Raw genomic sequence first — 20311 nt, 5'->3', positions numbered from 1 at the left:
CGCTGCGTCAGTGAATGGCGCAGCCCTCCATATCCAGCACCAGCTCTCCGTCTACAACTGTCACGCGGATTATGCCGCCCTCAGTAAGGCTACCAAAGAGCAGTTCCTCTGCCATGGGCTTTTTGATCCTCTCTTGGATCAAGCGCGCCATCGGACGAGCTCCCATCGCTGCATCATAACCGTGCTCAGCAAGCCAGTATTTGGCCTTGTCATCCAGCTTCAAGATTACGCCCTTATCTTCTAGCTGACCTTCCAATTCAAAAACAAACTTCTCCACAACATGTGTAATCACATCAGGAGGCAGTGATTTGAACTGAATAATGGCATCCAGTCGGTTGCGGAATTCCGGTGAAAAGAGCTTTTTAATCGACTCCATACCATCACTCGTGTGGTCCTGATGGGTAAAGCCAATGGATGAACGTGCCATCTCCCCAGCACCGGCATTGGTAGTCATCACGATCACGACATTTCTGAAATCCGCTTTTCTGCCATTGTTATCCGTCAGTGTCCCATGATCCATTACCTGCAGTAACAGGTTAAACACATCAGGATGGGCCTTCTCTACTTCATCCAATAACAGAACAGAGTGTGGATGTTTACTAATCTCCTCAGTTAACAAACCACCCTGGTCATAACCTACATACCCAGGAGGGGCGCCAATGAGGCGCGAAACGGTATGACGCTCCATGTATTCAGACATATCAAAGCGGATCAATTCAATACCCAAAATTCTTGCAAGTTGTCGTGTAACTTCAGTTTTACCAACACCTGTTGGACCCGCGAACAGGAATGACCCCACAGGTTTTTGATCTGATCCGAGACCAGAACGACTCATACGAATCGCCGCTGTTAAGGTGGAGATAGCCTCATCTTGACCATAGACCACCATCTTTAGATCACGGTCAAGATTCTTCAATGCTTCAACATCGGAGACGGAGACGCTCTTGGGTGGAATACGTGCCATTTTGGCAATAATATTCTCAATATCCGCCACTTCAATGCTGGTTTTTCTGTTTTCAGCATCCATCAACTGGACACTGGCTCCTGCCTCATCAATGACGTCGATCGCCTTGTCAGGCAGATGCCTGTCGTTGATATACCGCTCAGAAAGTTCGGCGGCAGTTCTCAATGCCTCCATCGAGTAACTGATCTTGTGGTGCGCCTCGAAGCGGCTTTTCAAGCCCTTAAGGATCTCAATGGTCTCTTCCACCGAGGGCTCTTCAACATCAATCTTCTGAAAACGCCGCGCAAGCGCCCGATCTTTTTCAAAAATCCCGCGAAACTCTTGATAGGTAGTAGATCCGATACAGCGCAATTCACCAGAGGCCAATACGGGCTTGATCAGGTTAGACGCATCCATAACACCGCCTGACGCGGCACCCGCGCCAATGACGGTATGAATCTCGTCAATAAAGAGTATTGTTTCGGGTTCTTTTTTAAGTTGCGCCAATACTGCTTTGAGTCTCTTCTCGAAATCTCCACGATATTTTGTTCCGGCAACCAGGCTACCCAGATCCAGTGAATAGATCGTACATTTAGAGAGAATCTCTGGCACTTGGCTGTCTACAATTTTCTTGGCTAATCCTTCTGCGATAGCGGTCTTACCCACACCCGCTTCACCGACCAGCAGTGGATTGTTTTTGCGCCGGCGACAAAGAATCTGAATCGTACGCTCAATTTCATTACTGCGGCCAATCAAGGGATCAATTTTCCCAAGTTTCGCCTGTTCATTCAGGTTAGAAGCAAAATTTTCCAGCGGATTTGATGAAGAAGAGTCCACTTCAATCTCTTCGCTGCTTCTGCCGATCTCACTCTGCTGTTCTGATTCACCATGAACCTTAGAAATGCCATGGGAGATATAATTAACGATGTCGAGGCGGGCGATATCCTGCTGATGCAAAAAGAACACAGCCTGGGACTCTTGCTCACTAAAAATAGCGACCAGCACATTAGCCCCGGTCACTTCATCACGCCCCGAGGATTGGACATGATAAACCGCCCGCTGGAGAACCCGCTGAAAACCGAGTGTTGGCTGGGTTTCATGCTCAGTGTCATCGGGCAGTAACGGAGTGGTTTCCTCAATGAATTGATCGATATCCTGTCGCAGAGCCTCTGTATCTGCCCCGCATGCCCGCAAGACATTGGCGGCTGTTGGATTATCCAGCAAAGCCAACAACAGGTGTTCCACCGTCATGTACTCATGATGCCTGTCTCGGGCCTCCATGAAGGCCTGATTGAGGGTGAGTTCTAGCTCTTTACTTAACATGGCAGACTTCGCTTCCTGGTAACATAGCGTGACAAATACAGGTCGTACAATCTATTGACTACCTAATCATCGAACAGTTCGACATCCTGTCTCATGCTTCCTCCGAAGCACAAAGCAGTGGATGTTGATGGCTTCGGGAAAATTCATTCACCTGTGCCACTTTCGTCTCTGCTACATCCTTAGTGTAGACGCCACAAACGCCAACGCCACGCGTGTGAACATTCAACATGATCTGAGTCGCTTTCTCACGGTTCAGTTTGAAAAAAGACTCCAGCACCAAGACCACGAACTCCATGGGAGTATAGTCGTCATTCAACAGTAGTACCTTATACATAGGTGGTCTTTTGAGTTTAGGCTTTGCCGTCTCAACCGCCAATCCACCATCATCGTCATAAGGGTTCGATTTATCCGTCATAATCCAATTCTAGTAAAAATTTGTTCCGTAATATTACGAACTTAAGGAAAATTATAAAGTGGGGTTAAATCCTTAACATGCAATAACCCTTGGTTATCAATTATCGCCTATTTAACGCCAAAATGATCTAGTCGTACTACCCTATTATATTTAAGAAAAATGTATAATATTTGACCAATTCTACCGAATCGTTATACTAATTAGATTGAGAGGGGTAGAAATTTATTTTATAGCTACTCTGTTTTCAACCCTCTCAAGTAGTCGTGGCAAGCATGATGTAAAGGGCAGCGTCCAATAACTATAGCCCAACCATCCATGCCGAAGCGAAATGAGTCTGTACTGGAGTACTGGAGGAGTACGCGTTATGGCAACTGGCACTGTAAAATGGTTCAACAACGCAAAGGGCTATGGGTTTGTAACCCCGGATCATGGCGAGCAAGATATATTCATCCACTTTTCCGCTATCACAATGGATGGCTATAAAACACTGAAAGAGGGCCAGAAGGTTCAATTTGAACTGGAAGAGGGTCCAAAAGGGCTACATGCAGCCAATCTTCAATCGGTAACAGAGATCTGATTTCAGGTATTATCCCGGCCTCACCTGCTGAGCATTGAATCCGGGAATACAGAATAATTAATGCTGCACCCACTTAGCACCCTAATGTTAAGCGGGCAGGTGTTCTTAAAACTGCGTAATCTGTAAATCATGAGCTCTAATACACAAAAAGGCCTGCAGTGAAATATCACTGCAGGCCTTTTTAGTACGCGTTTTTTCGGTTTACATATTGTCAATCATGGCATCACCAAAGGCCGAGCAACTCAACAGCGTAGCGTCATCCATGAGTCGTTCAAAGTCATAGGTGACTGTCTGAGCCTTGATAGCGCCAGACATCGCCTTAACAACCAAATCTGCGGCCTCAATCCAACCCATGTGACGTAGCATCATCTCAGCTGACAGAATCAAGGAACCGGGGTTCACCTTATCCAGGCCTGCATACTTTGGCGCAGTACCGTGGGTTGCTTCAAACATGGCCACGTCATCTGACAAATTGGCGCCTGGTGCAATGCCAATACCACCCACCTGAGCCGCGAGCGCATCAGAGACATAATCACCATTCAGATTCAGGGTAGCAATCACGTCATACTCTGCGGGACGTAGAAGAATCTGCTGAAGGAAGGCATCCGCAATTGAATCTTTTACAGTAATTTCATTGCCGGTTTTAGGATTCTTGAAGCGACACCAAGGTCCACCGTCAATTTCGACCGCACCAAACTCTTCTTTGGCGATTTCATAGCCCCAATTTTTGAAGGCACCTTCGGTAAATTTCATGATGTTTCCCTTGTGCACCAAGGTAACAGAGCTGCGATCGTTATCAATGGCATACTGCAGGGCCTTACGAACCAGACGACGGGTACCATCACGCGATACGGGCTTCACACCGATACCGGAACACTCAGGGAAACGAATCTTGGTAACACCCATCTCCTTCTGAAGAAAATCGATAATCTTCTTCACATCATCGGTCCCCTCTTCCCATTCGATACCGGCATAGATGTCTTCTGAATTTTCACGGAAGATCACCATATTAGTAAGGTCTGGACGCTTCAGCGGACTTGGAGTGCCATCGTAATATCGAATAGGACGCAGGCAGACATAGAGGTCGAGCACTTGACGCAATGCAACGTTCAGTGAGCGCATCCCACCGCCAACAGGCGTCGTGAGTGGGCCTTTAATGGAAACAGCAAACTCTTTTACTGCTTCGTAGGTTTCATCGGGCAGCCAGGTATCCCCACCGTAGAGATTATTGGCCTTTTCACCGGCATAGATTTCCATCCAAGCAATACTACGTTCGCCGTTATAGGCCTTTTCCACCGCCGCATTGATCACCTTAATCATCACGGGCGTGATATCAATACCGATACCGTCACCTTCAATAAAGGGGATGATCGGGTGATTGGGCACGCTGAGGGAAAAATCGGAATTTACGGTGATTTTTTCACCATCAGCCGGAACTATAATCTTATCGTATGCCATGCGTGTTCCCATCGTCGTCTAAAAGGATAATATTAACATTGCCTTTATCAGTTAGGCGAAAAATTTTTCAGGTCATTCGTAAGACAATCATACTATTTCTTACTGAACTGGCAATGTAACTTGATTATGCACTGATCACAGCGCGGTTTTACGCGACAAGCGTACTTGGCGTGATAGACAATCAATGCATGATACTCGTTATAAATTGCTGCACTAGCACCAAGCTCACGTTCAAACTGTGCTCGGAGCGTCTCATAGGATTCATTACCGGACACGAGTCCTATTCTTGAAAAAATCCGTCGGGTATACGCATCGATCACGAATACAGGTCTATCGTAGGCATACAGAAGGATATCATCCGCTGTCTCTGGACCTATCCCATTCACTGCGAGTAAGGTTGATCGCAATGAGTCCGTAGAGAGATCCCGGCCCTCTTCAAGTCCCAACTCCAGAACCCACTTACACAGATTCTTTAATCGAACAGCCTTTACATTAAAGTAGCCGGAAGGCCGCAGAAGATCCGCAAGCGCCGTTTGTGGAGAGTGATCAATCGCTTGTGGCGAGAGTATTCCGGCCTGCTTCAAGTTTTGAATAGCACGTTCAACATTTGGCCAGGCCGTATTCTGGGTCAACACGGCACCCACCATCACTTCGAACGAGGTCTCTCCCGGCCACCACTGCTGTGGACCATATTCTGCCAATAGCCGGTCGTATATATTACGGAGATCGGCCTCTGCAAGAGACCCATTTACCGTCATCTCTTGACGGGTGATTTTCGACGGGGTGCCCTGCCTTTTACAGCCATTTTTTTAGCGCGGCCTTTTTTGGGAGCTTCGGCACTTTTTTCTCCGGCGGTCGCCACCACCAACTCCTTCAGTTCATCTTCGGTGAGCGCCCGATATTTGCCCACAGCAAGACTACTATCCAGGAATATGGGGCCATAACGCACCCGTTTTAGTCGATTGACTTTCAGGTCCACCGCTTCCCAAAGTCGTCGAACCTCGCGGTTACGCCCTTCCATGATCACGACATGGAACCAACGATTTCTCCCTTCACCGCCAGATTCCACAATCTCTTCAAATCGAGCCGGGCCATCATCCAGCTCAACGCCGTTAACAAGCTGCTTGAGCTTTTCCTCAGTGGCATCACCGTTGACTCGAACGGCATACTCCCGCTCGATCAGTTGTGAGGGGTGCATCAACTTATTGGCCAACTCACCATCCGTAGTAAATAGCATCAACCCAGTGGTGTTCAAATCGAGACGCCCAACAGCAATCCAGCGCCCACCTACCAATTTAGGCAATTGAGTGAATACTGTCGACCGACCTTCTGGATCACTCCGAGTGACCAGCACCCCTTCGGGTTTATTATAAACAATCGTCTGGTGTTCCTGTGGCTTGAGTCGCCACGCCCCCACTCGGGTCCGTCCTATATAGATGATGTCCTCTGGGGTTACCCTGTCACCCAGTTTAGCCGTCTCGCCATTGACTGAAACCTCACCGGCTTCAATCTGCTTTTCCAATTCGCGTCGCGAACCGAATCCAGCATTTGCCAGCACTTTCTGCAATCGTTCACCCGTTGCAGCCGGCGCTTGTTTGTTACTCTTTTCTCGTTTCATCTGAATCAGTCTGTATGCTCTCTTCGGTTAAAGCCATTATCTGGTCATCATTGGTCGATTCAGAGGTTTGCTCATTGTCTGCTGTAAGATCTGCTGAACTATCAGGTTCAGGATGGATCGCAATCACCTCTGCGAGATGTTCCGGCTCAGCAAAAACATCGGCTTCATCGGCTTGCGCATCTTCATCATCCAGTAAATTGACAGCGGATTCAGTCAATTGAGAAAGCGCTTCATCTTCCGGGATTTCACTGCCCGGATCAGCCAGTTCCAGTTCTCGGTTAATGGAATCAAGATCACGAATTTGCTGCAGTGTGGGCAGTTCATCCAAACTCTTGAGGCCAAAGTAGTTTAGAAATTCACGGGTAGTCGCATAAAGCGAAGGCTTACCCGGTACATCACGGGTTCCTACGACGCGCACCCACTCACGCTCCAACAGGGTCTTTACGATGTTGCTGCTGACACTAACGCCACGAACCTCTTCTATCTCGCTTCGGGTGATTGGTTGGCGATAGGCGATCAACGCCAATGTCTCCATCAACGCTCTGGAGTAGCGCGGTGCCCGCTCTTCCCATAATCTGGACACCCAGGGAGCAAATTGTTCCCTGACATTGATACGAAAGCCACCGCCTACTTCTGCTATTTCGATCCCACGTCCGATATAATCATCGCTTAACGCAGCAAGGGCGTCACGTAAGTCTTTTTTCTCCGGACGCTCTTCTTCAAGAAACAGCTCCTGCAAGCGATCAAGAGTCAACGGCTCACCCGCTGCCAGCAGTGCGGCTTCTACAATCTGTTTTAGTTTATCCATCATCGATTGTTCAGCTAATCAAGTCTCATCGAAAGGGTTTAATATCGGCCCTATAAATCAGCCGATAAGGAATTATTGAACGGCTAGTGCTCGGCCACTGATACGGCTTTGACATGGATTGGGCCAAAGCTTTCTGCCTGAATCATATCGATCAGCGATCCTTTGATGAGTTCCAGGATGGCAAGAAAAGTTACGACCACGCCAAGGCGACCTTCACTGGGCTCAAAGAGATCTGTAAACAGGGTGAAGCTTTCTGCAGTGAGACGCTCCAGGATACCAGACATTTTTTCACGCACCGAGAGTGCTTCCATCTGCACATGATGGTGACTGAACATATCCACCCGATGCAGTACCTCTTTTAACGCAAACAGGATCTCACGCAAATCTACGTCCGGTGGCCGCCGCTGTATGATCCGATCAGGCACATCGGCTTCTGCCTGGAACAGATCCCGTCCCAACCTGGGAAGATTATCGATATCTTCCGCCGCCTGCTTGTAGCGTTCATACTCTTGCAGCCGTCTTATCAGCTCAGCGCGGGGATCACCCTCTTCATCTTCAAGGTCTTCCTGACGCGGCAGCAACATGCGGGATTTAATCTCTGCCAGCATGGCCGCCATGACCAGATACTCAGCCGCCAACTCCAGTCGGATGTCCTTCATGAGATCGACATACTCCATGTACTGCGCAGTAATTTGCGCAATGGGTATGTCCAGAATATCCAGATTCTGTCGCTTGATCAGATAAAGCAACAAGTCCAAAGGCCCCTCAAAGGCATCCAGAAAGACCTCTAGCGCATCAGGCGGGATATAGAGGTCCTTGGGCATCGTTGACCAGGGTGCGCCCTGTACCACGGCAAAAGGCATCTCTTCCTGTTCAGGATGAGGATGGAGCGGCAAATTCAACTCGTTATCTGTCATCTTGTGCCTTTGGCCGATCGCTGTAATGGAGCCTGATACCCTATCAGCTTATGGGGGCTTTGCGAATGATTACGCAGAGCCATATCCATTAACGATAATTGAGTGACATGGCGTGACGCACTTCTGCCATGGTTGATTGCGCCATGTCCCGTGCTGCCTCACACCCTTCGGCAATAATATTTCGCACCACATCAGGCTGACTTTCAAACGCTCTGGCGCGCGCTTGAATCGGCTTCAATTCCTGGAGTACCGCATCAATCACAGGCTGTTTGCACTCAACACAGCCGATCCCCGCACTGCGGCAGCCTTCCTGAACCCAAGCCTTAACAGACTCATCTGAATAAACCAGATGAAATTGCCACACCGGGCAGCGCTCAGGCTCTCCAGGATCGGTTCGTCTCACCCGATTGGTATCTGTCGGCATGGTACGTAGGGCTTTCTCGATTACTTCAGGATCATCCCGCAGGGCAATCGTATTACCATAGGATTTGGACATCTTCTGACCATCCAGCCCTGGCATCTTAGACGCTTTGGTCAACAAGGGCTGGGGCTCCGGTAGGATTACACGACCGCTGCCCTCGAGATAACCAAACAACCTATCACGATCATTTACCGTGATATTCTGCTGACTATCGAGCAACGCCCTCGCCGCATCCAGTGCATCCTGGTCACCCTGCTCCTGATATGACTTGCGATATCGGTTATAGACCTTGGCGTTCTTTTTGCCCATTTTCTTGATGGCCTGTTCGGCCAAATCCTCGAACCCGGTCTCCCGTCCATAAATATGGTTGAACCGCCGAGCAACCTCACGTGTCAGTTCTACGTGGGCGACCTGATCTTCGCCCACGGGCACCAAACCGGCTTTATACATCAGGATATCTGCGGCCTGCAGCAGTGGGTAACCCAAGAAGCCATAGGTGGCCAGATCCTTCTCTTTCAGCTTCTCCTGTTGATCTTTATAGCTTGGGACGCGTTCCAACCAACCCAAAGGGGTAATCATGGACAACAACAGATGCAGTTCGGCGTGCTCTGGCACCTGCGACTGAATGAAGATTTTGGCCTCACCCTGATTGACCCCTGCGGCCAGCCAGTCAATCACCATCTCACTGACGCTGTTAGGGATAATCGTGGGATCTTCGTAGTGGGTGGTCAGGGCATGCCAGTCCGCCACAAAGAAGAAGCACTCATATTCGTGCTGGAGTTCGACCCAGTTTTTCAATACGCCATGGTAGTGGCCCAGATGAAGCCGGCCAGTCGGTCGCATGCCAGAGAGTACACGGGCATGTTGTGCAGGAACAGAGTTCAAGATTTCCACCTCAAGTTAATGTTTTCTTTATCAGCAACGTCAGTATCAATTATCAGGAATAAGATTAACAAACCATTCAACCTAAACCTACTATCCAGGCGCTAAAACTTTGTACCAACCCTACGCCAGGATGGACTATATTTCCCAAAACGCCTGTAAACAGCAATGCGACCACAATCATCAGTCCCCAAGGCTCTAATCTTGCGTACTGTATGGCGAGACGTGGCGGCAAGAGAGCAGCAACAACCCGCCCCCCATCAAGGGGTAAAATCGGAATCAGGTTCAGCACCATCAAAAAGGCATTAATCAAAATACCCGCTGAGCCCATATAGATCATGGGTAGCGCAAACCAGGCATACTCATCACCGAAGATAATTCCCAGATGAATAAGACCTGCCCAACAGATCGCCATGATCAGGTTGGCTCCAGGACCGGCGATCGCAACCAGCGCCATATCGCGTCTCGGCTGCCTGAGGTTTCTGCCATCTACCGGCACCGGTTTTGCCCAGCCAAAAAGAAACCCTGTCAGGGCAAACATGGCCATAGGCAATATAATCGTGCCAATCAGATCAATATGTTTCAGTGGATTGAGCGTAACACGCCCAAGAAGTGCAGCGGTCTGATCCCCAAGACGTTTAGCCATCCAGCCATGTGCCGCCTCGTGTGCGGTGATCGCGAACAGAACGGGCAGGAACAGCACGGCCAGCTTTTGAATTGTTGTTAAACCTTCCATCGATTGATTATTCCTGTGGCAACCGATCAGACATCAAACAGCGAGGTGTCGCCTTTGCCGGCACGGACAACAAACGGAGTATCACCTTCCATATCCACTACCGTGGAATCCTCGATGCCACAATAACCCCCATCAATCACCAGATCCACTTGATGACTTAGGATATCACGCATCTCATAAGGGTCGGTTAAGGGCAGTTCTTCACCCGGTAAAATCAGGGTTGAACTCATCATCGGCTCAGCCAATTCTGCGAGCAGGGCCTGGGCAATTGGATTTTCAGGAACACGGATACCAATGGTTTTTTTCTTGGGATGCTGAAGCCGCCGGGGAACCTGCTTGGTCGCCTTGTGGATAAAAGTATAAGGGCCTGGTGTGAGGCTTTTGAGCATCCGGTAGTGCTGGTTTTCTATCTTGGCATAGACCGCAATTTCCGACAGATCACGACAGACCAAGGTGAAATTATGCTTGTCATCCAGCTTACGTATGGTACGAATACGCTCCATGGCGTTTTTATCACCAATATGGCAGCCCAAGGCATAACTGGAGTCAGTAGGATAGATCACCACTCCCCCTTGGCGGATGATCTCTACTGCGCTGCGAATCAGTCGTAACTGTGGATTTTCGGGGTGGATCTGAAAAAACTGTGCCATGAATAAGGTATCGAAAGATAAATAAAAATTAAGGTGGATTAGGCAGAATCGGTCTCTGCAGCAATCGTCCAATTGTCCCAAATCGGGCGGATCTGATCCGGTAGGGCAGAGAGTCTACCCAAATTGGCCCAGGGTGTCTCTGGTCCGTGGTAATCGGACCCCACCGAGGCCAAAAGCGAGTGCTCTTTTGCGTGTCGGGCCATGGTAAATATTTCATCCCGGCTGTGGCTGCTCGAGACGACCTCAAGGGCCACACCACCGGCCTCCTGAAACTCACCGATCAAGCGTCGCAATTTGCTACGGGTCATTGAGTAGCGCGCAGGATGAGCGATCACAGCCTCTCCTCCCGCGTTATTGATCCACTCCACCGCTTGACCCAGCTCGGCCCATTCACCCGAAACATGCCCTGGTTTACCTGTCGTAAGATAGTGTTTAAACACCTTTTTCATATCAGTCGAATAGCCGTTGGCAACCAGAAATCGGGCAAAATGAGTACGACTGATCAGGCGACCGTTTGACAGGGCCTTCGCGCCTTCATAGGCGCCATCAATCCCTTTCTTACTCAAACGCCTTCCAATCTCTTTGGCTCGCCAGTGACGAAACTCACGTAAACCCGCGAGCCCCGCCTGCAAAGCTTTATCCGCTGGATCAAAACCTAAGCCGACAATATGCACCACCTGAGCTCCCCAGGTGACTGAAATCTCTACCCCCGTAACGAGGTGAATCGACCTGTCAGCCGCCGCCACAGCGGCTTCCGCCAAACCCTCCGTGGTATCGTGGTCGGTCAAGGCAAGTACATCCACCCCAGCCTCAACCGCGAGGTCAACCAGGGCTGTCGGGGTCAGGGTGCCATCTGATGCGGTGGAATGCGTATGCAGGTCGTACTGGGCCATCATTCGGGCATTGTAACTCAAAGCGTTAGGGATTGATTCACCACTGAGTTGTTAAAGGATCGAGCGTCTGTATTCGGGGCCAAGCCTATTTCACTGGCTAAAGCAGAAATATGCTATGCTGGGCTGATATTAAGCATTATCAAAGCAGAATCATGAAATTTCTTCACGACCTTTTCCCTGTCATCCTCTTTTTTATCGCGTACAAGATGTATGACTTCTATGTCGCTACCGCGGTAATAATCGTCGCCACCATCGTCCAAGTCGGATATGGCTGGATTAAACACCATAAAGTTGAACGGATGCACCTGATCACCCTTGTACTGGTGCTGGTGTTTGGTGGACTAACACTCTATCTAAAAGACCCTTTGTTTCTAAAATGGAAGCCAACCGTGGTCAACTGGTTGTTTGCCATAGTATTTCTAGGAAGCCACTTTATCGGAAAAATACCTCTGGTAGAGCGAATGATGCGCAATAGTGTCTCTCTGCCCTCACCTATCTGGTTCCGGTTGAATATCGCCTGGACCCTGTTCTTCGTCGTTATGGGCGTTGTCAATCTTTACGTCGCCTTCAACTATACCGAAGAGACATGGGTCAACTTCAAATTATTCGGCATGATGGGCATGACCTTTCTGTTTGTTATATTGCAAGCCTTTTATCTGGCACGATATATTTCCGAAACAGATCAGGCTGCCACGCAGGAGGAGAGTTAAGTGTTTTACGCAATCATGGGTACGGATAGAGAAGACAGTCTGGAAGCACGTATGCTGGCTCGCCCAGAACATGTGGAAAGGCTCAAACAGTTGCAGAATGAGGGACGCCTGCTGATTGCCGGGCCGCATCCCGCCATTGACAGTCCCGATCCTGGTCCTGCCGGATTCACTGGCAGTCTTATCGTGGCTGAATTCCCAAGCCTCGAAGACGCCAAGGCGTGGGCCGACACCGATCCCTATACTCAGACCGGCGTTTTTTCTCAGATCTCGGTTAAACCGTATAACAAAGTACTGCCCTGAGTCATTCAGGTTTGGTAACTACTTCCGCTTAATCCCTTCACCCACGCCATCCGCCTGATGCATAGTGGGCTGGGTGAAGAGCTTCGGCTCTTCAAGGTAATCCATAATGAAGGGCATTGAATCAAAACCCCAGAATACCTCGTCTTCAACGATGAACCCGGGCACACCAAAAATCCCTTTTGCAATCGCCGCATCCGTTTCAGAGATGAGTCGCGCCTTGACAGCTTGATCGCCAATCAGCTTCTCCGCCTGTTCAACGGTTAAACCAAAATCAGAGACCAATGCAGCCCAAGCCACAGGGTCATCGCTACTATTACCTTCCGCCCAGACAAAGCGAAAAAGCCTGTCGGCAATGTCCAGGCGCTCACCCAATGCAATATTGAGGCGCAACAGTTTTAACGGGTTAAAGGGATGAATAGGAGGAAAATTGAGTGGTATTGCATGTTTTTCAGCCAACCAAGCGATCTGCCGATAGGTGAATTTACGCATGGGCGCAATCTCCCCAGGCCCTCTGGTATCCCACTGTTTCAAGATCCCTGCAAACAGTATGGGGCGACATTCAATCTCAACGGTACTCGGAAACCGATCTAACGCCTGACTCGCCAGATAGGCGTATGGAGAGATAAAGTCGTAATACCAAACAATCTTTTTTGGGCTGTGCATGTCTTATACCCAGGTCAGTGATTATCCACCTGTCATAGACATTACCCGAACCACTTGATCCGGATTAGTATTGAACTCATGCTTCTCTGGCTTTCGCTGAATGGCCGCCAGAATCTCTTCTTTGAGCTGTTCATCAGAGAGTCCTTTCCGAAGCAGTGGCTTCAGTTCCAGTTTATCTTGCTGTCCGAGACAGAGATAAAGCGTGCCTTCTGAAGAGAGCCTGACACGATTGCAGTCTTCACAGAAGTGCTGGGACATGGGGGTGATGAAGCCGATCTTGATCCGCTTATCCACAATTTTGAAATATTTTGCAGGCCCCGCACCTTTCATTCGGGCCGGCTCCAGTTTAAATCGCTGCTCAAGGATTTCACGCACTTCATCCAGTGGCACATAACGATCCCTTGCCTCCTGGCCTGCGGCGCCAACAGGCATGGTCTCGATAAACCGCAGGGTAAATCGGTTCTTAATACAGAAATCAACCATATCCCCCACTTCGGAGAGATTCAGATCACGCATCACAACCATATTAATCTTGATAGGATGGAGATCGACACGTTTCGCCTCCATTAGACCTGCAATGACCTTGCTCAGATCACCCTGAGTAATCTGACGGAAGGTATCTGGATTAAGTGAATCGAGGCTGACATTGACTCGTCCAACACCCGTATCTTTCAGCATCTGGGCATGATCAGCCAGATGAGAGGCATTGGTGCTCATGGAAAAATCTTCAATATCCGGTAGCGCGGCAATACCCCGCACCATTGCTTCAATATCCTTGTGGATAAGCGGCTCCCCCCCGGTCAGGCGGACCTTGCTCACACCCATTTCACTGAATACCCGAATCAAGCGGATGAACTCATCCAGCTTCAGTCGATCCTCAACCTCGGTGAATCCTTTAAACCCTTTAGGGATACAGTAGAAGCAACGAAAATCACACCGATCCGTTACGGAGAGTCGCAGATACTCGATCTTTCGATTGAAACGGTCGATGAGTGCAGTCATGGATTTCTATCCTACCAAGTGAAATGCAATTGTTTCCTGTTCTCACTTAAAAAACAATAGCCCGATGGTGCTTTCCATCGGGCCCTGCTCAAAAAGAATAATACACCTAAACGCTCAATTCCCACCCGGTGCATCTTCCGAGGGGTCATATCCCTCGGGCAATGAGTGTGCAATACCCTTATGACAGTCGATACAGGTGTAACCCTTCTCGATAGCGTCATCATGAGAATCCGCACTGCGGCTCTCCTGACGACTGAAATCCATTGAATCAAAATCGTGGCAATTTCGACACTCGCGTGAGTCGGTCTTCTTCATCGCCTTCCAGACATTTTGCGCAAGCTGAAGACGTTTCTCTTCAAACTTCTCAGGGGTGTCGATGGTGCCCATCAGTTTGTGATAGATCTCATTACTCGCCTGAATCTTGCGGACAACCTTGTGTATCCACTCTTTAGGAACATGGCAATCGGGGCAGGTAGCTCGCACGCCTGTTCTGTTGGTGAAATGGATAGTGTCCTGTAACTCCTGATATACATTCTCTTCCATTTCATGGCATGAGATACAGAATTGCTCCGTGTTGGTTGCCTCCATGGCTGTGTTGAATCCACCCCAGAGGATGATACCCAAGACAATGCCCATGACAAGCAAACCCATTACTCCGCGCTTTGCGCCTTTGTTCATTTTAATAACCCCACTGTCTTTAATATTATCTAGCACGCATAATAACGATGACGTCTTTGTAAGTAATTGCCTATGATCAATAAAAAACCCCGACCCAACAAATTGTTAGATCGGGGATAATTTTCACATCAACAAACAGGCTTATTTCGCGCCTTCGAATTTGTTCTCAACGATAGGCGATGCATCTAACTGAGGTGCATGACACTGGTTACAAAAATAACGACGGCTTGAGACAGTTTCCAACACTTTGCCATCACGAGTAACATAGTGTGAATCACCTGCTTTAGGTGCCTTTTTCTCTTCAAAGGTCTTTTCAGAGTGACACTTCATGCAGGTGTTAGTCTTCAGGTTAATGGTTTCCTTATCGATCTTATGTGGGATCATCGGAGGTTGAATTTTATAGCTGCGTTCAACACCACCCTGAGTAATCACTTGCTTGCGCATAGGATTCTCATCAGCGGGGGCTGTTAGCTCTTTATCACCCCGAAGTGAAGCCACTCCAGTGGAAAAGGCAGCCGTAGTGAACATGAGTGTCACCATGGCAACCAGAAGGGTTACGATTACTTTTTTCATCTCGATCTCCATAAAGCTCTTAATCATGATATCCGGATGCTTGAAGGTTCAAGTTTTTGAAGGCTTGGCAGACTCTTGCTTGCCACTCATGCCTTCTGTCCCGGATGCGTTCACCATCAGGTTGTTAAAACGGCTACCAAACTGGAATACATCTTTTGCACAGACATCAATACAACGACCACAATTTGTGCAATTAGCAGAGAGAATCACCGGCCCAATACCTTGCTCTGCGCCCTTTAGGGCAGGCTTGATCACCTGCTTTTCCGGACAGATGACAAAGCAATCCATACAGTCGTTACAGTGCTCCCGCTCAACTGCAACAACCCTGACTGCGCTCCTGGTTCCCAGCAGGCTATAAAACGCTCCTACCGGGCAGAGTCTTCCACACCATCCATCTTTCGCTACTAACAGATCGAACAGAAAGACTCCCACAATCAGAATCCACGCCATGCCCATCCCGAAGACAATGCCACGAAACAGCATTGACACCGGGTTGAACAACTCCCAGACCAGGGAACCCGTTACCAGTGGCAGGATCAGCGTCAACCCCAACATCCAGTAACGTGTCGACCGGGAAATCTGGGAGGTGGTTTTAATACCCAGTTTCCGGCGTAACCAGGCAGCAGCATCCGTCACCATGTTTACCGGGCATACCCAGGAGCAGTAGACCCTTCCTCCCACCAGCAGATAGAAGGCAATCACAATGACAACACCGACAATGGCCGACAACTCAGGTACCACACCCGAAAGCGCAGACTGTAACAGGACATGGGGATCGGTAAGCGGCAGTACGTCCAGTGTCATACTGGCTGCCAGATTGCCTTTCACTATCCATATCCCTGCTAAAGGACCAATAAGAAAAAGAGCCAGAATCGAAAGCTGACTGACACGACGAAGAATCAACCACTGATGGGCTTTCAACCAACCTTTGGTGGCAATGGCATCGGCACCTACGACTAACTTCTCAGCCATTATTGATTCTCCAGTCCACGGTTAAGTCTATCGAGCGGATTAGAGGAAAACGGCGATTGCTGTTGTCCCTCCGGCTCCACTATCAAGCCCTTACCCTGCAAGTCGTATTGCACCCCTTCAGGAAGGTTGTAACGGTGCTCTACATCCGGTGTCACCAGCGATTTACCTGCCTTCTCCTTCTCTTTCCAACCGAGTCGATAGTGTCTGCCCAATTCTCCCTTCGCCATATGGGTAGGGAAGATTTTGATTGCTGCCTCTTCGAGGATGCAGGCTTTTTCACAGAGGCCGCAGCCGGTACATGCTTCAGAATGGACGACAGGTAAAAACCTGGCATGTTTTCCTGAACGCACGTTGTGCTCGTACTCCAGTGATATCGCCTTACCCCGAATTGGACAGATGTTGAAACAGACTTCACAACGCAGTCCCAAAAAAGCGATACAGGTCTCTTGATCTACCAATACAGCCAAGCCCATGCGGGCATCGTTTATATCGGTTAACTCATGATCAAGTGCATTGGTCGGGCAAGCCACCACACAGGGGATATCCTCACACATCTCGCAAGGATCCGTCCTCGCGTAAAAGTAAGGTGTGCCTGTCGCCACCTCATCCCCCAACTGCCCCAGCGACAAGATGTCATACGGACAATCCCGCACGCACAGACCACACCGAATGCAGGCGCCAAGGAAATCCTCTTCCGGCAACGCCCCTGGCGGTCTGATCGCCATCGCTGGCAGAGACTCGGCCTGTCTAGCATAAAAGCCGAGCCCCATACCCATCAGGCCTACACCGCAGGCGGTCTTGAGCGTTTGGCTCAAAAACTGCCGACGATTGACGCCTTTACCTTTGCTTTCACCTGAATCTGACATCTTGTTACTGCTCTGTTATCGATCCGGTAGTTCTCTATTCCAGCTTGCTGATCCAACCGGTATTATCCGGCTAGATCATTCAGCCGCTCATTACGCCTTGATGACCTTCACCGCACACTTCTTGTAGTCCGTTTCTTTGGACAGCGGGTCGGTTGCATCCAGGGTCAACTTGTTAACCAATCGGCTGGCATCAAACCAGGGGATGAAAACCAAGCCCTCAGGAGGCCGGTTACGTCCACGAGTCTCAACACGTGCCACAAGCTCACCACGACGTGTCTGCAGCTTGGCCATTTGGCCATCACGCAGCTTACGTTTCTTGGCATCGTTCCTATGCATGAAGACCACAGCATCGGGTACTGCACGATGCAGCTCAGGCACGCGATTGGTCATAGAGCCAGAGTGCCAATGCTCAAGCACACGTCCAGTACAGAGCCAAAGATCAAACTCTTTGTCCGGGCTCTCGGCAGCAGGCTCGAAAGGTGCAGAAATAATGTTGGCTTTGCCGTCAGGCTTACCATAAAACTTCACCCCTTCTCCTTTGGCAACATGGGGATCATAACCCTCACGGAAACGCCACAGCGTCTCCTTCCCATCAATCACAGGCCAACGCAATCCACGGGCGGTGTGATAAGCATCAAAAGGTGCCATTTCATGGCCTTTCTTGATGATGTTGTCTGCAGAGTTAAACATCCTATACTCTTCAAACAGGCCTTTCTGAGGATAGAAACCAAAGTCAGCCATCTCATCATTGTCATAGACGTTGCCCTGACTATCCTTCACTTCCTGGACGGCAAATTTATTCACCTGGTCGTTGGTATAAAGGATGTCAAACAGGGTCTTGCCCTTATACTCGGGCGCTTTGTCAAGCAACTCTGCAGGCCATACCTCTTCCATATTGAAGCGTTTGGCAAACTCCATCAGCTGCCACAGATCTGATTTGGACTCACCAGGCGCTTTAACCTGTTGACGCCAGAACTGTGTACGACGCTCTGCATTACCGTAGGCACCCTCTTTCTCTGCCCACATAGCCGTTGGCAGAATTAGATCAGCCGCCATCGCCGAGACAGTTGGGTAGGGGTCAGATACGGTGATGAAATTGGCCGGATTACGCCAACCAGGATAAGACTCTTCATTTAAGTTAGCCGCAGCCTGCATGTTGTTGTTACACATGACCCAGAAGGTGTTCATCTTGCTGTCTTTGAGCATACGATGCATCAATACAGCGTGATAGCCGACCTTACCGTTCAAGGTTCCTTCAGGTAGTTTCCATACCTGCTCCGAGAACTTACGATGTGCAGGATTAGCCACAACCAAATCCGCTGGCAGACGATGACAGAAAGTACCGACTTCGCGAGCCGTACCACAGGCAGAAGGTTGTCCGGTCAGTGAGAATGGGCTGTTTCCAGGCTCAGAGATCTTACCCATCAGCAGATGGATGTTGTAAACCAGTCCATTGATCCAGACACCACGGGTGTGTTGGTTCATACCCATGGTCCAGTAAGAAGTGACCTTCTTATTGGGATCGGCATAAAGTTTGGCCAAGCGCTCCAAGTCTTTCGCTGGAACACCGGACATCTCAGCGGCCTTCTCAAGGGTATAAGGTGCTACTGAAGCCGCATACTCTTCAAAGCTGATCTTAGAGAGAGCACCCTTACCTGCATTTTTAGCTGCCTTCTCAAGGGGATGATCAGGACGCAAACCATAACCAATGTCGGTAGCTGTCTGAGTGAAATTGACATGCTTACCAATAAAGTCTTGATTGTAGGCCTTGTTCTGAATGATGTAGTTGGCAATATAGTTAGCAATTGCCAAATCTGACTGTGGATGGAATACCATGCCATTATCAGCCAACTCGAAACAGCGATGCTCATAGGTTGAGAGGACATGCACTTCACAGTCTTTCTTGGTGAGTCGGGTGTCGGTCAGACGAGACCAGAGGATCGGGTGCATCTCGGCCATATTGGCGCCCCAGAGCACGAATGCATCGGCGTGTTCCAGATCATCGTAGCAGCCCATTGGCTCATCAATACCAAAGGCTCGCATAAACGCACCTACAGCTGAGGCCATACAGTGGCGGGCATTGGGGTCCAGATTATTGGAACGGAAACCGGCCTTCATCAATTTTGATGCGGCATAACCTTCCCAAACAGTCCACTGACCAGAACCGAACATACCGACAGAGGAGGTCATCTTGTCGACCGGCTGACCGGCATTCTTTTCCATATCCTTCTTCAGGGCCACTTTCCAGTGCTCGGCCATGACATCAAAGGCTTCATCCCAGGAAACCGGCTCGAACTTACCGTCTTTGGCAAATTTCCCGCCTTTCTTACGCAGCAGTGGCTGAGTCAGACGATCCTCTCCGTAGAGGATCTTAGGTAGGAAATAACCCTTGATACAGTTCAATCCTTTATTTACAGGTGCGTCCGGGTCGCCCTGGCTGGCAACCATCTTGCCACCCTTGGTTCCGACCAAAACTGAACAGCCAGTACCGCAGAAGCGGCAGGCTATCTTGTCCCAACGAATTCCGTCAGCATCCATACCGTCGGCAGTTGCTGCATTGGCCACTTGAATGGCTGGCAGTGATACACCTGCTGCCACGGCTGCTGCTGCTGCCGCATTGCTCTTAACAAAGTCACGCCTGGTTAGTTTCACTTCATTACCTCCATATCAGCAGGTTCATCCCCGCAGTAGTGATAAATCATCACTGTATTGATTACACCGGATACATCATTAAATTTGGCCATGGTGTCCGCCAGGGCATCATCACCCTCCCCTTCGAGAGTCACGATCAACTTCCCCTGTTCCGCTCCACCATGTACCTGAACTCCAGCAAACTCCTCTAAACTTGCCTGAACGATACCGGCCACTTCAGGCTTGGCATGTACAATGGCGCTACAGATATTCAT

The 20311-nt window shown here is 49.5% G+C and carries 22 protein-coding genes; 3 read left to right on the top strand and 19 right to left on the bottom strand.

Going from position 1 to position 20311, the window contains the following annotated elements:
* Window positions 1-7 precede the first annotated feature (7 nt).
* On the bottom strand, window positions 8-2266 hold the full coding sequence (gene clpA / locus FHP88_RS11290; protein ID WP_144359183.1) for an ATP-dependent Clp protease ATP-binding subunit ClpA: 2259 nt from the start codon (window positions 2264-2266) through the stop codon (window positions 8-10).
* A gap of 91 nt (window positions 2267-2357) precedes the next feature.
* Window positions 2358-2681, bottom strand: a complete 324-nt coding sequence (gene clpS / locus FHP88_RS11285; RefSeq protein ID WP_144359182.1) for an ATP-dependent Clp protease adapter ClpS — start codon at window positions 2679-2681, stop codon at window positions 2358-2360.
* Between the two features lie 364 nt (window positions 2682-3045).
* On the opposite strand from clpS, the gene cspD reads away from it, so the two are divergent.
* The gene (gene cspD / locus FHP88_RS11280) at window positions 3046-3258 is read left to right on the top strand and encodes a cold shock domain-containing protein CspD (RefSeq protein ID WP_144359181.1); all 213 of its coding nucleotides are present in this window, start codon (window positions 3046-3048) and stop codon (window positions 3256-3258) included.
* Between the two features lie 201 nt (window positions 3259-3459).
* Here the strand turns inward: cspD and icd are convergent, their stop codons facing one another.
* The 9 genes from icd to FHP88_RS11235 all read right to left on the bottom strand — a co-directional run bounded on the left by icd (window position 3460) and on the right by FHP88_RS11235 (window position 11644).
* Window positions 3460-4716 carry an NADP-dependent isocitrate dehydrogenase gene (gene icd / locus FHP88_RS11275; protein WP_144359180.1) on the bottom strand — a complete coding sequence of 419 codons (1257 nt, stop codon included), beginning with the start codon at window positions 4714-4716 and terminating at the stop codon, window positions 3460-3462.
* A 92-nt stretch (window positions 4717-4808) separates the two neighbouring features.
* Complete coding sequence (locus FHP88_RS11270; protein ID WP_144359179.1) at window positions 4809-5474, bottom strand: endonuclease III domain-containing protein; 666 nt, start codon at window positions 5472-5474, stop codon at window positions 4809-4811.
* On the bottom strand, window positions 5471-6334 hold the full coding sequence (rluB, locus tag FHP88_RS11265; RefSeq protein WP_144359178.1) for a 23S rRNA pseudouridine(2605) synthase RluB: 864 nt from the start codon (window positions 6332-6334) through the stop codon (window positions 5471-5473). The genes FHP88_RS11270 and rluB overlap by 4 nt, the downstream gene beginning before the upstream one ends.
* Window positions 6315-7145, bottom strand: coding sequence for an SMC-Scp complex subunit ScpB (gene scpB, locus FHP88_RS11260; RefSeq protein ID WP_420493001.1), 831 nt, complete (start codon window positions 7143-7145; stop codon window positions 6315-6317). The genes rluB and scpB overlap by 20 nt, the downstream gene beginning before the upstream one ends.
* 80 nt (window positions 7146-7225) lie before the next feature.
* Window positions 7226-8059 carry a segregation and condensation protein A gene (locus FHP88_RS11255; protein WP_144359177.1) on the bottom strand — a complete coding sequence of 278 codons (834 nt, stop codon included), beginning with the start codon at window positions 8057-8059 and terminating at the stop codon, window positions 7226-7228.
* An 88-nt stretch (window positions 8060-8147) separates the two neighbouring features.
* Entirely contained in the window at window positions 8148-9365 is a 1218-nt protein-coding gene (locus FHP88_RS11250; protein WP_144359176.1) for a tryptophan--tRNA ligase, read from the bottom strand.
* Between the two features lie 76 nt (window positions 9366-9441).
* Window positions 9442-10098: a site-2 protease family protein gene (locus FHP88_RS11245; protein ID WP_144359175.1), complete on the bottom strand. Its 657-nt coding sequence runs from the start codon at window positions 10096-10098 to the stop codon at window positions 9442-9444.
* A 26-nt stretch (window positions 10099-10124) separates the two neighbouring features.
* Window positions 10125-10748, bottom strand: a complete 624-nt coding sequence (locus tag FHP88_RS11240; RefSeq protein ID WP_144359174.1) for an L-threonylcarbamoyladenylate synthase — start codon at window positions 10746-10748, stop codon at window positions 10125-10127.
* Between the two features lie 38 nt (window positions 10749-10786).
* On the bottom strand, window positions 10787-11644 hold the full coding sequence (locus FHP88_RS11235) for a PHP domain-containing protein (protein WP_144359173.1): 858 nt from the start codon (window positions 11642-11644) through the stop codon (window positions 10787-10789).
* A gap of 149 nt (window positions 11645-11793) precedes the next feature.
* On the opposite strand from FHP88_RS11235, the gene FHP88_RS11230 reads away from it, so the two are divergent.
* Window positions 11794-12351, top strand: coding sequence for a septation protein A (locus tag FHP88_RS11230; protein ID WP_144359172.1), 558 nt, complete (start codon window positions 11794-11796; stop codon window positions 12349-12351).
* On the top strand, window positions 12352-12651 hold the full coding sequence (locus tag FHP88_RS11225; RefSeq protein ID WP_144359171.1) for a YciI family protein: 300 nt from the start codon (window positions 12352-12354) through the stop codon (window positions 12649-12651).
* 18 nt (window positions 12652-12669) lie between these two features.
* Here the strand turns inward: FHP88_RS11225 and FHP88_RS11220 are convergent, their stop codons facing one another.
* The 8 genes from FHP88_RS11220 to FHP88_RS11185 form a co-directional block, all read right to left on the bottom strand.
* Entirely contained in the window at window positions 12670-13314 is a 645-nt protein-coding gene (locus FHP88_RS11220) for a 2-hydroxychromene-2-carboxylate isomerase (protein ID WP_144359170.1), read from the bottom strand.
* A 21-nt stretch (window positions 13315-13335) separates the two neighbouring features.
* Window positions 13336-14316, bottom strand: a complete 981-nt coding sequence (gene moaA / locus FHP88_RS11215) for a GTP 3',8-cyclase MoaA (protein WP_144359169.1) — start codon at window positions 14314-14316, stop codon at window positions 13336-13338.
* A gap of 114 nt (window positions 14317-14430) precedes the next feature.
* Window positions 14431-14994, bottom strand: a complete 564-nt coding sequence (locus FHP88_RS11210; protein ID WP_144359168.1) for a NapC/NirT family cytochrome c — start codon at window positions 14992-14994, stop codon at window positions 14431-14433.
* 141 nt (window positions 14995-15135) lie between these two features.
* Complete coding sequence (locus FHP88_RS11205; RefSeq protein ID WP_144359167.1) at window positions 15136-15567, bottom strand: nitrate reductase cytochrome c-type subunit; 432 nt, start codon at window positions 15565-15567, stop codon at window positions 15136-15138.
* A 48-nt stretch (window positions 15568-15615) separates the two neighbouring features.
* Complete coding sequence (gene napH, locus FHP88_RS11200) at window positions 15616-16539, bottom strand: quinol dehydrogenase ferredoxin subunit NapH (RefSeq protein WP_144359166.1); 924 nt, start codon at window positions 16537-16539, stop codon at window positions 15616-15618.
* Window positions 16539-17405 (bottom strand): ferredoxin-type protein NapG, encoded by an 867-nt coding sequence (gene napG / locus FHP88_RS11195; protein WP_144359165.1) that lies wholly within the window; start codon window positions 17403-17405, stop codon window positions 16539-16541. The genes napH and napG overlap by 1 nt, the downstream gene beginning before the upstream one ends.
* A 90-nt stretch (window positions 17406-17495) precedes the next feature.
* Window positions 17496-20057 carry a nitrate reductase catalytic subunit NapA gene (napA, locus tag FHP88_RS11190; protein WP_144359164.1) on the bottom strand — a complete coding sequence of 854 codons (2562 nt, stop codon included), beginning with the start codon at window positions 20055-20057 and terminating at the stop codon, window positions 17496-17498.
* On the bottom strand, window positions 20054-20311 hold the full coding sequence (locus FHP88_RS11185; protein ID WP_144359163.1) for a chaperone NapD: 258 nt from the start codon (window positions 20309-20311) through the stop codon (window positions 20054-20056). Before FHP88_RS11185 ends, napA begins: the two co-directional genes overlap by 4 nt.

The organism is Sedimenticola selenatireducens, assembly GCF_007625115.1.
GTDB lineage: Bacteria > Pseudomonadota > Gammaproteobacteria > Chromatiales > Chromatiaceae > Sedimenticola > Sedimenticola selenatireducens_A.
Note: the sequence above shows the minus strand (reverse complement) of the source record. Positions and strands in the feature narration are given on the sequence as shown.

Excerpts from the sequence above, each read along its gene's own strand:
- clpA (WP_144359183.1), bottom strand. The coding sequence starts at position 2,266 with ATGTTAAGTAAAGAGCTAGAACTCACCCTCAATCAGGCCTTCATGGAG.
- clpS (WP_144359182.1), bottom strand. The coding sequence starts at position 2,681 with ATGACGGATAAATCGAACCCTTATGACGATGATGGTGGATTGGCGGTT.
- cspD (WP_144359181.1), top strand. The coding sequence starts at position 3,046 with ATGGCAACTGGCACTGTAAAATGGTTCAACAACGCAAAGGGCTATGGG.
- icd (WP_144359180.1), bottom strand. The coding sequence starts at position 4,716 with ATGGCATACGATAAGATTATAGTTCCGGCTGATGGTGAAAAAATCACC.
- FHP88_RS11270 (WP_144359179.1), bottom strand. The coding sequence starts at position 5,474 with ATGACGGTAAATGGGTCTCTTGCAGAGGCCGATCTCCGTAATATATAC.
- rluB (WP_144359178.1), bottom strand. The coding sequence starts at position 6,334 with ATGAAACGAGAAAAGAGTAACAAACAAGCGCCGGCTGCAACGGGTGAA.
- scpB (WP_420493001.1), bottom strand. The coding sequence starts at position 7,145 with ATGATGGATAAACTAAAACAGATTGTAGAAGCCGCACTGCTGGCAGCG.
- FHP88_RS11255 (WP_144359177.1), bottom strand. The coding sequence starts at position 8,059 with ATGACAGATAACGAGTTGAATTTGCCGCTCCATCCTCATCCTGAACAG.
- FHP88_RS11245 (WP_144359175.1), bottom strand. The coding sequence starts at position 10,098 with ATGGAAGGTTTAACAACAATTCAAAAGCTGGCCGTGCTGTTCCTGCCC.
- FHP88_RS11240 (WP_144359174.1), bottom strand. The coding sequence starts at position 10,748 with ATGGCACAGTTTTTTCAGATCCACCCCGAAAATCCACAGTTACGACTG.
- FHP88_RS11235 (WP_144359173.1), bottom strand. The coding sequence starts at position 11,644 with ATGATGGCCCAGTACGACCTGCATACGCATTCCACCGCATCAGATGGC.
- FHP88_RS11230 (WP_144359172.1), top strand. The coding sequence starts at position 11,794 with ATGAAATTTCTTCACGACCTTTTCCCTGTCATCCTCTTTTTTATCGCG.
- FHP88_RS11220 (WP_144359170.1), bottom strand. The coding sequence starts at position 13,314 with ATGCACAGCCCAAAAAAGATTGTTTGGTATTACGACTTTATCTCTCCA.
- moaA (WP_144359169.1), bottom strand. The coding sequence starts at position 14,316 with ATGACTGCACTCATCGACCGTTTCAATCGAAAGATCGAGTATCTGCGA.
- FHP88_RS11210 (WP_144359168.1), bottom strand. The coding sequence starts at position 14,994 with ATGAACAAAGGCGCAAAGCGCGGAGTAATGGGTTTGCTTGTCATGGGC.
- FHP88_RS11205 (WP_144359167.1), bottom strand. The coding sequence starts at position 15,567 with ATGAAAAAAGTAATCGTAACCCTTCTGGTTGCCATGGTGACACTCATG.
- napH (WP_144359166.1), bottom strand. The coding sequence starts at position 16,539 with ATGGCTGAGAAGTTAGTCGTAGGTGCCGATGCCATTGCCACCAAAGGT.
- napG (WP_144359165.1), bottom strand. The coding sequence starts at position 17,405 with ATGTCAGATTCAGGTGAAAGCAAAGGTAAAGGCGTCAATCGTCGGCAG.
- FHP88_RS11185 (WP_144359163.1), bottom strand. The coding sequence starts at position 20,311 with ATGAATATCTGTAGCGCCATTGTACATGCCAAGCCTGAAGTGGCCGGT.